The organism is Zobellella sp. An-6, from assembly GCF_052487945.1.
Window position 1 is genome coordinate 835987 of sequence record NZ_CP199259.1, and the last position, 14014, is coordinate 850000.

Sequence of the window (14014 nt, forward strand, 5' to 3'; positions counted from 1 at the left end):
GCCATGAACTGGCAACTCGCCGCCTTCGATGAGCTGAGTGCCGCCCAGCTCTACCAGATGCTGGCGCTGCGCTGCGAGATCTTCGTGGTGGAGCAGGACTGCGCCTACCAGGATCCGGACGGACTGGACCTGCATCCGCAAACGCGCCATCTCAACCTGTGGCGGGGCGGGCAACTGCTGGCCACGGCACGGCTCCTGGGGCCGGGCGCGCAGGCGCCCGGTGAGGTCTGGATTGGTCGGGTGGCGGTGGTCCGGCAGGCGAGGGGGCAGGGGCTGGCCCGAGAGCTGATGCGGCGCGCCATGGCGGCGGCGGGCGAGTACTGGCCCGGACGGCCACTCAAGCTCGGTGCCCAGACCTATGTGCGGGATTTCTACCTTTCCCTGGGCTTCGTGCCCCTGGGGCCCGAATACCTGGAAGATGGCATCCCCCACCAGCAGATGGAACTCGGGTGCAACGAATAAGGGCACGCATGGCCGCCGACCGCCAGTTGCTGGCGATACTGCTGCTGGTGCTCGGCAACCTGATCATTTCCTTCGGCGATGTGCTGGTCAAGCTGCTCGGGCGCACCGAGGTCGGACCCTACCAGTACGTGTTTCTGCGCTTCGTGATGACTTCGTTGCTGCTGCTGCCGTTCTGGTGGCGACTGCCCCGGGAACGCAGGGGGCTGGGGCAATGGAAAGTCCACCTGCTGCGTGGCCACCTGTTGCTGATGGGCTCGGTCTGCGTGTTCGTGAGCCTGATCCATCTGCCCCTGGCCACCGCCAACGCGGTGTTCTACGCCGCTCCCCTGCTGACGCTGCCGCTGGCCGCCCTGTTGAACCGGGAGCAGGTTCGCCTGCCGGCCTATGGCGTCAGCCTGCTCGGCTTTGGCGGCATACTGGTGGTGCTCAACCCGGCCGGGTGGCACTGGGCCGGCTGGCTGGCGCTGCTTACCGCCTTTGCCATGGCGGCCAGCAATGTGCTGGTGCGCCGTCTGCCCCGGGGCCGGTCGGTGCTGGCCACCCTGTTCCTGACCCAGGCACTGGCCATTCCGGTCAGCCTGGTCCTGGCGCTGCCGGAATGGCAGCCGATCGAGGCCGAGGTCTGGTGGTTGCTGGTGGGCAGCACCCTGCTCGGCATCGTCTACCAGGGAGTGTGCGTGCAGGCCTACGCCATGGCCGAGGCCAGCAAGATTGCCGCCAGCGAGTATTCGGGGCTGATTTTCGTCACCCTGATGGGCATGGCGCTGTTCGCCGAGTTCCCGGCCTGGAATGTCTACCTGGGCGCGGCCATCGTGATCGTTGCCATCGGCCTGCAGCGGCGGTTGCGCTGACGCTTTAGCTGGAAGCTTGAAGCCAGAAGCCGGAAGACAAACAGCATTGCTGTGGGCTGGTGGCTTCATGCCTGCACCGCTGAGGCCGCTGTTCAAGGCAACCTTAAAAACCTTCGGGCAGCTTTCGGCTTCCAGCTCACAGCTTAAGGCTTTCTTTTCCCCCGGTTATCCCTTACACTATGCGGCCTTAAAATCAGTCATTAAACCATACGTTCCTTGCCTCCGCTGGTGTGACTGAGCCCGCGCAGAGGCTATAACCCGTAAGGAGCAATCCATGCGTCATTACGAAATCGTATTCATGGTTCACCCTGACCAGAGTGAACAGGTTCCCGGTATGATCGAGCGCTACACCGGCGCCATCACCACTTCCGGTGGTCAGATCCACCGCCTGGAAGACTGGGGCCGCCGTCAGCTGGCTTACCCGATCAACAAGCTGCACAAGGCCCACTACGTTCTGATGAACGTGGAAGCCGACCAGGCCGTGATCGACGAGCTGGAAACCAACTTCCGCTACAACGACGCCGTGCTGCGCAACATGATCATGCGTACCAAGCATGCTGTCACCGAGCCTTCCGAAATGGCCAAGGCCAAAGAAGAGCGTCAGCCCCGTCGTGACGACGCTCGTGCAGAAGCTGCTGCCGAGTAATCCACGTTTTAGTAGAGGAAGAGAATCATGGCACGTTATTTCCGTCGTCGTAAGTTCTGCCGTTTCACCGCTGACGGTGTTACCGAGATCGATTACAAAGACATCGCTACCCTGAAAAACTACATCACCGAGTCCGGTAAAATCGTACCGAGCCGCATCACCGGTACCCGCGCCAAGTATCAGCGTCAGCTGGCACGTGCGATCAAACGCGCTCGTTACCTGGCCCTGCTGCCTTACACCGATCTGCACAAGTAAGCAGCGGCCTAACTCGTTCCCTTAAAGAGGAAAGGTAATAATGCAAGTTATTCTGCTTGATAAAATCGCCAAGCTGGGTGGCCTGGGTGACCAGGTAACCGTTAAGTCCGGCTACGCCCGTAACTTCCTGCTGCCCCAGGGCAAAGCCGTGCTGGCCACCAAGGACAACGTGGCGGCTTTTGAAGCCCGCCGCGCCGAGCTGGAAGCCAAACTGGCTGACCAACTGGCCGCCGCCCAGGCGCGTGCCGATCAACTGACCGCGCTGGAAGGCGTTGTTATCGCCTCCAAGTCCGGCGACGAAGGCAAGCTGTTCGGCTCCATCGGTGCCCGTGACGTGGCCGACGCCATCACCGCTGCCGGTGTTGCCGTGGCCAAGAGCGAAGTTCGCCTGTACGACGGCGTGCTGCGCAACGTCGGCGAGTACGAAGTGGGTGTGCAACTGCACGCCGACGTTAAAGCCACCGTTAAACTGCAGGTTGTTGCTGCTTAAGTTTGACTGTCGCTTGAAAAAACCCGCGCCTGGCGCGGGTTTTTTATTGCCCGTAATAAGGCTAAAGTGAGGTAAACCCTGACGGAGGCAAGCCGATGGCAGAGTGGATCACGGGCAAGGTCAAGGCGCGCAGGCAATGGTCGGAAAATCTGTTCTCCCTGGTGGTGGAGGCTGAGGTTGCTCCCTTCCAGGCCGGCCAGTTCACCAAGCTGGCGTTGAATACCGAGGATAAAAAAGTGGCCCGGGCCTATTCCTACGTCAATGCTCCGGGGCAGGATCCCGAATTTTACCTGGTCACCATTCCCGAAGGCCAACTGACCCCTTACCTGGCTGACCTGACGGTCGGCGACGAGCTGCTGGTACAACGCACCGCCGCGGGCTTCCTCACCCTGGATGAAGTACCGCCGGGGCGGGACCTCTGGCTGATTGCCACCGGCACAGGGGTCGGTCCCTTTGTATCCATACTGGCCGAAGGCACTTGCTGGGAGCAGTTTGAACATATCGTGTTGGTGCACGGGGTGCGCCTGGCCGAAGAGCTGGGTTACCGGGAGCGCATCCTGGCCCTGACCAACGATCGAGCCGGCTTCCACTACGTGCCCTTCGTGTCCCGGGAGGAGGCGGCAGGTGCCGAGCCGGGCAGGATCACCCAGGCCATCGCCGATGGCCGGCTCGAAGCCCGCGTGGGCTTGTCCTTCAGCCCCGAGCACAGCCGGATCATGCTGTGCGGCAACCCGCAGATGGTGCGGGATACCATTCATGAACTCAAACGCCGGGGACTGGAAAAGCACTTGCGCCGCAAACCCGGTCAGATCCTGATGGAAAATTACTGGTGAACAGCGGCGTTATGCTTGAAGCTTTAAGCGGGAAGCCGCTCGAGTGGTTTGCCGTGCGCCGAGGCTTGCTTTGGTATCGAGGGATTGAACCCAGGTTTTTGGAAACGATAAGTTGCAGACCCAATACGGTATCTGCATGCTTCATGGTGTTTCTTCTGGCTTCCGGCCTTGTGTCAACGGGTCAAGAACATCATCAGGCTCAAGAAAGCGGCCAGCGCCCAGCCCAGGCCGATAATCCAGTAGAACACTCTGGCACCCTGCTTGATGGGAATGCGGTTGTAAAGCAAGAACAAATACCAAAACAGGGCCGGGATCAGGGGAAGCAAGAACAGTCGGGTCATAGTAAAGGGCCTTTTGGTGAATCGCATGTGGTTTGATATGGCGGTTACCCATTGTGCACTGTATCAATAGAGCATAGTCGAGCCAATTATCATTCAGGGCCAGTTGAAGCCGTGCTATGGTGCGGTCTGCCCGGTGGGCCACCGAGAATGTGGAAGGAGCGAAACATGAAACAATTGGTCATCCAGGCCTTTGGCGATGCGGATCAACTCAAGTTGGTCGAAGTGGAGCGGCCGGTCCTGGCACCCAGCCAGGTCCGACTCAAGATGCACTATGCCGGGGTTAACCCCATCGATGCCAAGACCCGGGCCGGCCTGGGCTGGGGGGCTCAGGCCATCAAGGACAAATTGCCCTGGTCTCCCGGTTTCGAAGTGATGGGCACCGTGCTGGAGCTGGGGTTGGAGGTCAATCGCTACCAGCTTGGCGACCGGTTGTTTGGCCTGGTGGCCGGTGGTGGCTACAGTGAAGAACTGGTGGTCGAAGCGGAGGAGTTGTTGCTGGTACCGGAGGGGGTCAGCGATGAAATGGCCGCCGGCTTGTCCTTGGCCGGCGCCACCGCCTGGCAGGGGCTGACCGATTACGGCACTCTCCAGGCCGGTGAACGGGTGCTGATCTCCGCCGCCGCCGGTGGCGTCGGCCACCTGTCGGTACAGCTGGCCAAGGACCTGGACGCGACCGTGGTGGCTTTGGCCTCGCCCAACAACCATGATTTCCTGTGGGGACTGGGGGCGGATGAGGTGATCGATTACCGGGATCAGGCTGCCTTGGATGCCCTGGCACCGGTGGATCTGCTCTTCGATCTGGTGGGCGGAACTTCCGGGGAGGCACTTTTGTCTCATGTGAAACCTGGTGGCCGGGTGGTGACGGTGCCGACCATCACCGCCGAACAGGTTATCGCCGCCGCCGAGGCTCGGGGCCTCAAGGCCACCGGCATGCTCAGGCGCATCGACAACGAACAGCTGGCCCAACTGGTGCGGATGATCGCCCAGGGCCGGCTGAGGGTGACGGTGAGCCGGATCTTCCCCCTGGTCGATGGCCCGGCGGCCCACCGCCAGATTGAGAGCGGCCACACCCAAGGCAAGGTGCTGCTCAAGGGCTGATTGCCCGGCTTGTTTATTTAAGGAAACACCATGAAGTACTGGTCCCTGTTATTGCTGTTGTGTCCCTTGCTGGCGCCTGCCGCCCCCGTTCTGGTGGCGGAGGTCGACAAGGGGCAGGATGAGCTGGTCATCCCCTACCGGATGTACCGGCTGGACAATGGTCTGACCCTGCTCCTCAATCAGGACAAGTCCGATCCCCTGGTGCACGTGGAAATGACCTATCACGTGGGCTCGGCCCGGGAGGAGGCGGATCAGACCGGTTTCGCCCATTTCTTCGAGCACATGATGTTCCAAGGCTCCAAGCACGTGGGCGATCAGGAGCATTTCCGCCTGATCAACGAAGCCGGTGGCACCATGAACGGCACCACCAACCAGGACAGGACCAATTATTTCCAGACGGTACCCGCCAACCACCTGGAGAAGGTACTCTGGCTGGAGGCGGATCGCATGGGCTTCCTGCTGGAGGCGGTGAGCCAGCGGAAATTCGAGATCCAGCGGGAGACGGTCAAGAACGAGCGTGCCGAGCGGGTCGACAACCAGCCCTACGGCCTGGTGGGTGAGCGCATGGGCGAGCTGCTCTACCCGCGTGACCATCCCTACAGTTGGCAACCCATCGGTTATGTGGAGGATCTGGACAGGGTCGATGTGAATGATCTCAAGGCCTTCTTCCTGCGTTGGTATGGCCCCAACAACGCTACCCTGGTGATTTCCGGTGACTTTGAGCTCGAACAGACCCTGGCGTGGGTGGATAAGTATTTTAGCCCCATCCCCGCCGGCCCCGCGGTGGAGCGGGCCGAGCCCAGACCGGCCCGGCTTGAGCAGAGCCGGCACCAGACCCTGGAGGATCCCCGTATCCGCCTGCCGATGCTCTATGTTTCCTATCCTACCGTCCATCTGGGCCATGAGCAGGAGGCGGCACTGGACGTGTTGGCCAATGTGCTGGGCGGCGGCAAGAGTTCCCTGCTCTACCAGCAACTGGTGGAGACTGGCAGGGCGGTGGGCGCCGGCGCCAGCCATTACTGTGCCGAGCTGGCCTGTACCTTCAGCATCTGGGCCTATGGCAATCCCTCCCGGGACGGCTCTCTGGCCGGCCTCAAACAGGAGATCGACCGCATCATCGCGGCTATCCATGAGCGGGGCATCGACGCCGATGACGTCGACAAGGCGGTGACCCAACTGCGGGCCGAGCTGATCCTGGGCCTCGACAGCAGCCAGGGCAAGGCGCGGCAACTGGCCCTGGGCCAGGTGCTGAAGGACGATCCCCTCTATGTCATCAACGCCTGGCGCCAACTGGCGGATACCTCACCGGCCGATGTTCGGGCGGTCTACGGCCAGTATCTGCAGGATAAACCCAGTGCCGTCTTGAGCGTGGTCCCCAAGGGCAAGACGGCATGGCAGGCGGCCGAGCCGGATTACCAGACGCCCGAGCGGCAACTCCCCGAGTGGGTCCATATCGACGAACTGCCACTGCGCGAGGTGGTGGACAATTTCGACCGCAGCCGGATGCCGGAGACCGGGGAACCGGTGCAGGTAAGGGTGCCTCCCTTGTGGCGCCATACCCTGGACAACAATGTCCAGCTACTGGGTACCCTCAACGACGAGATCCCGGTGGTGTCGGTGATACTGGCGTTGCCCGGTGGCCAACGGGCCGAGGCAGAAGGGGAGGAGGGGCTGGCGGCGCTAACCGCGGCCATGATGAATCAGGGGTCGGCACAACTCACCAATGGTGAATTCAGCGAGGCGCTGGAGCGCCTGGGTGCCAGCGTCAATGTACGCAGCGGCTTCTACACCAACCTGATCGAGATCACCAGCCTGACCGAAAACCTGCCCCGGACCCTGGATTTGGTGGAAGAACTGCTGTTCAGCCCGGGCTTGCGCGAGCAGGACTTTGAGCAGGTCAAGGCGCGTATGCTGGAGGGCATGGCCCAGAGCCGGCATCAGCCTTCCTGGCTGGCTCAGCACGCTTTCCGCAAGCTGATGTACGGCGACACTCGCATGGGGCTGCCGGACGACGGCCGGACCGATACGGTGGCTGCCCTGACCCTGGAGCAGGTGAAGGGCTTCTATAAGCGCTTCTACAATCCGGCCAATGGCCATGTAATAGTGGCCGGGGATCTGGCACCCGAGCAGGCCAGGGAGGCCTTCGCCTTCCTCGGTCGCTGGCAGGGCGAGGCTGCTGAACTGCCGCCGGTGCGGGTGGTTCCCCAGCCGGCCCGGGGTGGGGTCTACCTGGTGGACGTGCCCGGCTCGGTACAGTCGGCGCTGCGTATCGGCCGGCGTGCCTTGCCGCTGGACGCCACCGGTCCCTTCTTCCACGCTAACCTGATGAATTTCAACCTGGGTGGCAATTTCAACAGCCGCATCAACCAGAACCTGCGGGAGAACAAGGGGTTTACCTATGGCGCCAACTCCTTCTTTACCGGCAACCGGGATGCGGGGGTGTTTGTGGTGGCCACCGACGTACGCGGTGACGTGACGGTACCGGCCATCGAGAACATACTGGCGGAGTTTGCCCGCTTCAAGGCCGAAGGGCCCAATCCGGCGGAGCTGTCCTACCTGCGCAGCAGCTATTCCCAGCAGGATGCCCTGGCCTATGAAACCCTGAGCCAGAAAGCCGGTTTTTTGCTACAACTGGCGATGATGGAGCTGTCGCCGGATTACCTGAGCGAGCAGCAGCAGATAGTGACCGCCATCGACGGCGCCCGCCTGACCGAGGTGGCCGGCCAGTGGCTCAAGCCCGACGACATGGTGATCGTGGTGGTCGGCGACAAGGCAAAACTTGAAAAATCGCTGGCGCAACTCAATCTTCCGGTGCAGGATTTGACCATTGACTGACGAGGCCGAGGCCTCCCGCGGGTCTGCCCGACAGGCCCGCGCCACAGAGTAACCACAAATGACAGAGACAACCCTTTCCCTGGCCGAACGGATCCTCGCCCTGCAAGCGCCCGAGCGGCTGCCCGCCATCAAGGGTATCCGTCGCGGTATCGAGCGCGAATGCCTGCGCATCACCGCCGACGGCCATCTGGCCCAGACCCCTCATCCGGCCAGTCTGGGCTCGGCCCTGACCCACGCCAATATCACCACCGACTTTTCCGAGTCGTTGATGGAGTTCATCACCCCGGTGTCGGACTCGGTGGAGATACTGCTGGCCCAGTTGACCGACATCCACCGCTATGTAGTGCGCCACCTGGACAACGAGCAGCTCTGGCCGCTCAGCATGCCTTGCCTGTTGAAGGGGGACGAGCACATTCCCCTGGCCCAGTACGGCAGCTCCAACATAGGCCGGATGAAGACCCTGTACCGACAGGGGCTGCACCACCGCTACGGCAGCCGGATGCAGGTGATCGCCGGGGTGCATTTCAACTTTTCCATGCCCGACAGCTTTTGGAGCGAATGGCACCAGCTGGAGGGTAACGGCGGCTGCCTGCAGGATTTCGTGTCCGAGGCCTACCTGGGGCTTATCCGCAATGTTTATCGTTTCGGCTGGCTGATCCCCTACCTGTTCGGTGCCTCGCCGGCCTTGTGCGGCTCCTTCCTCAAGGGCAAGGATCACCACCTGCCGTTCGAGCGGCTGGGCAAGGGCACCCTCTACCTGCCCTACGCCACCTCGCTGCGGCTGTCGGATCTGGGCTATACCAACAACGCCCAGGCCGGGCTCAATATATCTCTCAACAGCCTGGATCAGTACGTGGCGTCCCTGCGCCGGGCCATCGGCACCCATGCGGCGGAGTTCGCCAAAATCGGGGTGAAGGTGGACGGCGAATACCGCCAGCTCAACGACAATGTACTGCAGATAGAGAATGAACTGTACGCCCCTATCCGTCCCAAACGCACCACCGAGAGCGGCGAGAAGCCCTCCCAGGCGTTGGACTCGCGCGGGGTGGAATATATCGAGGTGCGTTCCATCGACGTCAACCCCTTCGCGGCGGTGGGCATAGAGCAGTCCCAGATCCGTTTCCTGGACACCTTCCTGCTGTGGTGCCTGCTGACCCCTTCCGCGCCCCTGGGCGAGGAGGAGATCGCCCTCAACAGACGCAACTTCACCAAGGTGGTGCTGGAAGGACGCAAGCCCGGCCTGGAGCTGGAAGTGTCCGGTGGCGAACGCCTGAGCCTGCAGGCACTGGGCGAGCGCTACTTCGGTGAACTGGCCGATGTCGCCCGGCTGCTGGACTCCTGCTGCGGCCGGGGCTGTTACCGGGAGGCGCATCGCCAGCAGCTGGCGGCCATTCATGACCCCTCCCTGACCCTGTCGGCCCGGGTGCTGAGCGAGCTGCGGCAAAGCGACCAGGACATACTGCCCTTCGGTCTGGCCTTGTCCGGTCGTTATCACGAGCAACTGCTGAACGGCCGGCCCCGCTACTGGGAGGACAGTTACTTCGATGAAGAAGGCGTGCGCTCCCTGGCCCGCCAGCGCAAGATAGAGCGTTCCGACACCCTGAGCTTCGACGACTTCCTGAGCGCCTATTTCAGCGATCAGCAGTTGTGAGCCTTGTGGCTCCCTGAAACCAGCAGGCCCCGCCAATGCGGGGCCTGCTGGTTTTGGGGGTAGTGGATGAGGCTCAGTTGTTGGGGTAGTTGGCCCGCAGCACCGACTTGGCGTTGTTCGCCATGTCGGTCAGGCCCAGAGAGCCATAGGCGTCGGCCATGATTTCCAGGGCCGGCTTCATGGTGTCGGTGTCCGGATAGGACTGCACCACGAACTTGGCCCTGTTGGCGGCCGCCAGCCAGGCGCCGCGTTTCATATAGAACTGGGCCACCGCCAAATCGTACTTGGCCAGGCGGTTTTTCAGGCTGATCATCCGGGCCCGGGCATCGGCGGCATAGACGCTGTCCGGATGCTGGCGCAACAGCTGGCGGAAATCGGCGAAGGCCTGGCGGGCATAGGCCGGATCCCGGTCGGCCCGGTCGATATTGAGCAGCTCCTGGAAGAAGTTGTAATCGACGGCCATATTGGTCAGGCCACGCATGTACTGGGCGTAGTCCACATTCGGGTGGTTGGGGTTGAGACGGATGAAGCGATCGATATTGGCCAACGCCCGAGCACTGTCGTCCTGCTTGTAATAGGCATAGATGAGATCAAGCTGTACCTGGTGGGAGTAGGGGCCGAACGGATAACGGGAGTCCATGGCTTCGAGTAACTCGGCGGCGCGGATGAAGTTGCCCGCCTGCAAGCGCTCCTGGGCATCCTGATAGAGCACCTCGGGCGGCTCGTCCGGCACCGCATCCTTCTGGGTGCTGGAGCAACCGGTGGCGGCCAGCGCCAGGGTAAGAGTCAGGGTGAGCCATAAGCTTCGTTGTCTAGCCATTGAGTGAGTCCATTTTTGCGGGTCGGAAACTAAGTAAGTGGAAACTGATTAAGCTCTGCATCAAGAACCGCTAGAATACCCAATTAAACATCTTTTGGTAACCAGTGGTCTCTATGAGCCAACAAATCGAACTGAGCGGCGTGGTCGCCGATCATCAATACGGTCAACGTTTGGATCAAGCGTTGGCGGAAATGTTCCCCGATTATTCCCGATCCCGTATAAAAACCTGGATCCAGCAGGAGCAGGTGCGGCTGGATGGCGCGGTCGTGAGCAAACCCCGGGAAAAGGTGTTGCCGGGGCAGCAGGTAGTGGTGAATGCCGAGCTGGAAGACGAGGTGCGGTTCGAACCCGAGGCCATTGAGCTCAATATCGTCTATGAAGACGACCATATCCTGGTGATCAACAAGCCCGCCGGTCTGGTAGTCCACCCCGGCGCCGGCACCCCGGACGGCACCCTGCTCAATGCCCTGCTGCACCATTGCCCCGGTATCGCCGAAGTGCCCCGGGCCGGCATAGTACACCGGCTCGACAAGGACACCACCGGCCTGATGGTGGTGGCCAAGACGGTGCCGGCTCAGACCCACCTGGTGGCTGCCTTGCAGGCGCGGGACATCACCCGGGAATACGAGGCGGTGGCCATTGGCCATATGACCGCCGGCGGCACCGTGGACGCCAATATCGGCCGCCACCCTACCCAGCGCATCCAGATGGCGGTGACCCCGACCGGCAAGCCGGCGATCACCCACTACCGGGTGATGGAAAAGTTCCGGGCCCATACCCGGCTGCGGTTGCGGCTCGAGACCGGTCGCACCCATCAGATCCGGGTGCACATGGCCTATCTCAAGCATCCCCTGGTGGGGGATCCCGTCTACGGCGGCCGGCTCAAGCCACCACGCGGTGCCAGCCCCGAATTGCTGGAGTTCCTGCGCGGCTTCAAGCGCCAGGCGCTGCACGCGGTAATGCTGCGCCTGGCCCATCCCATCAGCGGCGAACTGATGGAATGGCACGCTCCCGTGCCCGAGGACATGATCGAGCTGGTCGAGGTGCTGCGTGCCGACACCAGGGCCAACCCGGACGAGCTGGTATGGATGTGATACTGCCCGACTGGCCGGCGCCGGCCAATGTCTGCGCCGCTCAAAGCTGCCGTCACGGTGGCGTGAGCAAGGCGCCCTTCAACAGCCTCAACCTGGGCGCCCATGTGGGAGACAGAGCTCAGGACGTGGCCACCAACCGGGAGCGGTTGGGGGCTTACCTCAACCTGCCGGCGGAGCCGGTATGGCTGGAGCAGGTGCACGGCACCCGGGTGCTGACCCTGCCAGTGTCAGGTGTTGATCACACCGCCGATGCCGTGGTGACCCGCACCGCGGGCCAGGTATGCGTGGTAATGACCGCCGACTGCCTGCCGGTGTTGTTCTGCGATGACGCCGGCACAGTGGTGGGTGCCGCCCATGCCGGCTGGCGTGGCCTGGCCGGCGGGGTGCTCGAGGCCACCCTGGAAGCCATGCAGGTCGACCCGGAGCGGGTGCTGGCCTGGATGGGGCCGGCCATCGGTCCCGCGGTCTTCGAAGTGGGTCCCGAGGTTCGGGCGGCCTTCGTGGAGCATTCGCCACTGGCGGCCGATGCCTTCGTGCCCCGGGGCGACAAGTGGCTGGCGGATCTCTACCATCTGGCCCGGTTGCGGCTGGCGGCGGCTGGGGTGCACCATATTTATGGCGGAGAGCACTGTACCCACAGTGAGGCGGAGCGCTTCTTTTCCTACCGGCGCGACGGCCGAACCGGCCGCATGGCCAGTCTGATCTGGCTGGATTAGCAAAAACTTATGTTGTGGCCGGTTGAAATCCGGCCACAACCCCCCATCTTTAGTATCAGTAATGGCTCTTGTGCTCCCGCCGTCCGGCGGCTCTTTCTAGGAGAAAGCTGATGCGTCTTGATCGTCTGACCAGTAAATTCCAACTCGCTCTGCAAGACGCCCAGTCCACGGCGCTGGGGCGGGATCACGCCTACATCGAGCCCAGCCACCTGCTGTTGGCCATGCTCAACCAGGAGGGCGGTACCCTGCGTCCACTGCTGACCACCGCCGGGGTGGACAGCAACAGCCTGCGGGTGGAACTCGACAAGGCCCTGGCCCGGCTGCCCAGGGTGAGCGGCGGCGACATGGACGTGCAGGTGTCGCCGGTGTTGGGCCGGCTGCTCAACCAGTGCGACAAGCTGGCCCAGCAGCGCAAGGACGCCTACATCTCCTCGGAACTCTTTCTGCTGGCGGCGCTGGACGACAAGGGCGAGCTCGGCGAACTGCTCAAACGGGTGGGGCTGACCAAGGACAAGCTGACCCAGGCCATCGATCAGGTGCGCGGCGGCCAGAAGGTGGACGATCCCAACGCCGAGGAAAACCGCCAGGCGCTGGAAAAGTACACCATAGATCTCACCGAGCGGGCCGAGCAGGGCAAACTGGATCCGGTGATCGGCCGGGACGACGAAATCCGCCGTACCATCCAGGTGCTGCAGCGGCGCACCAAGAACAACCCGGTGTTGATCGGCGAGCCGGGGGTGGGCAAGACCGCCATCGTCGAAGGCCTGGCCCAGCGCATCATCAACGGCGAGGTGCCGGAAGGCCTCAAGAACAAGCGGGTGCTGTCCCTCGACATGGGCGCCCTGGTGGCCGGCGCCAAGTACAGGGGCGAGTTCGAAGAGCGGCTCAAGGCGCTGCTCAACGAGCTGGCCAAGGAAGAGGGGCAGATCATCCTCTTCATCGACGAGCTGCATACCATGGTCGGCGCCGGCAAGGGCGAGGGCGCCATGGACGCGGGCAACATGCTCAAGCCGGCCCTGGCCCGGGGCGAGCTGCATTGCGTGGGCGCCACCACCCTGGACGAATACCGCCAGTATGTGGAAAAGGACGCGGCACTGGAGCGGCGCTTCCAGAAGGTGCTGGTCAACCAGCCGACGGTGGAGGACACCATCGCCATACTGCGCGGCCTGAAGGAGCGCTACGAACTGCACCACCATGTGCAGATCACCGATCCGGCCATCGTCGCGGCGGCGACCCTGTCCCACCGTTATATCGCCGATCGCCAGTTGCCCGACAAGGCCATCGATCTGATCGATGAGGCGGCCTCCAGCATCCGGCTGCAGATCGACTCCAAGCCAGAGCCGCTGGACCGGCTGGATCGGCGCATCATCCAGCTCAAGCTGGAAGAGCAGGCGCTGCTGAAGGAAGACGACGAGGGCAGCCGCAAGCGGCTGCAGCTGATCCGCGACGAGCTGGCGGAGAAAGAGCGGGAATACACCGAGCTGGACGAGGTCTGGAAATCGGAAAAGGCGGCCCTGGCCGGCACCCAGCATATCAAGGCCGAGCTGGAGCAGGTGCGGCTGGAACTGGATGCTGCCCGGCGTGCCGGCGATCTGACGCGGATGTCCGAGTTGCAGTACGGTCGTATCCCCGAGCTGGAAAAGCAGCTGGATCTGGCCGCCCAGGCCGAGATGCAGGAGCAGCACCTGCTGAAGAACCGGGTTACCGATGAAGAGATCGCCGACGTGCTGTCGCGCTGGACCGGTATTCCGGTGGCCAAGATGCTGGAAGGGGAGAAGGAGAAGCTGCTGCGCATGGAAGAGAGCCTGCACGAGCAGGTGATCGGCCAGGACGAGGCGGTGGACGCCGTGGCCAATGCCATTCGCCGCAGCCGGGCCGGCCTGTCCGATCCCAACCGGCCGGTGGGCTCCTTCCTGTTCATG

The 14014-nt window shown here is 62.7% G+C and carries 14 protein-coding genes (1 of these 14 cut by a window edge); 12 read left to right on the plus strand and 2 right to left on the minus strand.

Annotation, left to right across the window (positions count from 1 at the left end; genetic code table 11):
• Positions 1 to 3 precede the first annotated feature (3 nt).
• From ACT7DK_RS03785 to ACT7DK_RS03810, 6 genes are all read left to right on the plus strand, one after another.
• Positions 4 to 462, plus strand: coding sequence for a GNAT family N-acetyltransferase (locus ACT7DK_RS03785; RefSeq protein ID WP_445396485.1), 459 nt, complete (start codon positions 4 to 6; stop codon positions 460 to 462).
• The gene (locus ACT7DK_RS03790; RefSeq protein ID WP_445396487.1) at positions 450 to 1313 is read left to right on the plus strand and encodes a DMT family transporter; all 864 of its coding nucleotides are present in this window, start codon (positions 450 to 452) and stop codon (positions 1311 to 1313) included. Before ACT7DK_RS03785 ends, ACT7DK_RS03790 begins: the two co-directional genes overlap by 13 nt.
• A 274-nt stretch (positions 1314 to 1587) precedes the next feature.
• Entirely contained in the window at positions 1588 to 1959 is a 372-nt protein-coding gene (gene rpsF / locus ACT7DK_RS03795; RefSeq protein ID WP_445396489.1) for a 30S ribosomal protein S6, read from the plus strand.
• A 27-nt stretch (positions 1960 to 1986) separates the two neighbouring features.
• Positions 1987 to 2214, plus strand: a complete 228-nt coding sequence (gene rpsR / locus ACT7DK_RS03800) for a 30S ribosomal protein S18 (RefSeq protein WP_014291460.1) — start codon at positions 1987 to 1989, stop codon at positions 2212 to 2214.
• 40 nt (positions 2215 to 2254) lie between these two features.
• Positions 2255 to 2704 carry a 50S ribosomal protein L9 gene (rplI, locus tag ACT7DK_RS03805; protein WP_445396492.1) on the plus strand — a complete coding sequence of 150 codons (450 nt, stop codon included), beginning with the start codon at positions 2255 to 2257 and terminating at the stop codon, positions 2702 to 2704.
• A 95-nt stretch (positions 2705 to 2799) separates the two neighbouring features.
• Positions 2800 to 3537 (plus strand): ferredoxin--NADP reductase, encoded by a 738-nt coding sequence (locus tag ACT7DK_RS03810; protein WP_445396494.1) that lies wholly within the window; start codon positions 2800 to 2802, stop codon positions 3535 to 3537.
• A gap of 173 nt (positions 3538 to 3710) precedes the next feature.
• On the opposite strand, the gene ACT7DK_RS03815 is transcribed toward ACT7DK_RS03810, so the two are convergent.
• Positions 3711 to 3878: a hypothetical protein gene (locus ACT7DK_RS03815; protein WP_445396496.1), complete on the minus strand. Its 168-nt coding sequence runs from the start codon at positions 3876 to 3878 to the stop codon at positions 3711 to 3713.
• Positions 3879 to 4043: 165 nt separating this feature from the next.
• Between ACT7DK_RS03815 and ACT7DK_RS03820 the strand changes: the two genes are divergently transcribed.
• The 3 genes from ACT7DK_RS03820 to gshA are packed head-to-tail and all read left to right on the plus strand — an operon-like array spanning position 4044 to position 9462.
• The gene (locus ACT7DK_RS03820) at positions 4044 to 4976 is read left to right on the plus strand and encodes an NADP-dependent oxidoreductase (protein WP_445396498.1); all 933 of its coding nucleotides are present in this window, start codon (positions 4044 to 4046) and stop codon (positions 4974 to 4976) included.
• A gap of 30 nt (positions 4977 to 5006) precedes the next feature.
• The gene (locus ACT7DK_RS03825) at positions 5007 to 7811 is read left to right on the plus strand and encodes a M16 family metallopeptidase (protein ID WP_445396500.1); all 2805 of its coding nucleotides are present in this window, start codon (positions 5007 to 5009) and stop codon (positions 7809 to 7811) included.
• 58 nt (positions 7812 to 7869) lie between these two features.
• On the plus strand, positions 7870 to 9462 hold the full coding sequence (gene gshA / locus ACT7DK_RS03830) for a glutamate--cysteine ligase (protein WP_445396502.1): 1593 nt from the start codon (positions 7870 to 7872) through the stop codon (positions 9460 to 9462).
• Between the two features lie 73 nt (positions 9463 to 9535).
• Here gshA and ACT7DK_RS03835 read toward each other — a convergent pair whose 3' ends face one another.
• Complete coding sequence (locus ACT7DK_RS03835) at positions 9536 to 10282, minus strand: outer membrane protein assembly factor BamD (protein WP_445396504.1); 747 nt, start codon at positions 10280 to 10282, stop codon at positions 9536 to 9538.
• Positions 10283 to 10395: 113 nt separating this feature from the next.
• On the opposite strand from ACT7DK_RS03835, the gene rluD reads away from it, so the two are divergent.
• The 3 genes from rluD to clpB all read left to right on the plus strand — a co-directional run.
• Positions 10396 to 11376, plus strand: a complete 981-nt coding sequence (gene rluD / locus ACT7DK_RS03840) for a 23S rRNA pseudouridine(1911/1915/1917) synthase RluD (protein WP_445396506.1) — start codon at positions 10396 to 10398, stop codon at positions 11374 to 11376.
• Positions 11367 to 12092, plus strand: a complete 726-nt coding sequence (gene pgeF, locus ACT7DK_RS03845) for a peptidoglycan editing factor PgeF (RefSeq protein ID WP_445396508.1) — start codon at positions 11367 to 11369, stop codon at positions 12090 to 12092. Before rluD ends, pgeF begins: the two co-directional genes overlap by 10 nt.
• Before the next feature lie 110 nt (positions 12093 to 12202).
• Positions 12203 to 14014, plus strand: partial view of an ATP-dependent chaperone ClpB gene (clpB, locus tag ACT7DK_RS03850; RefSeq protein WP_445396510.1) — the 5' portion only. The gene runs 762 nt beyond the window's last position; 1812 of the gene's 2574 nt are visible here — the first part of the coding sequence; its start codon is at positions 12203 to 12205; its stop codon lies beyond the right edge, outside the window.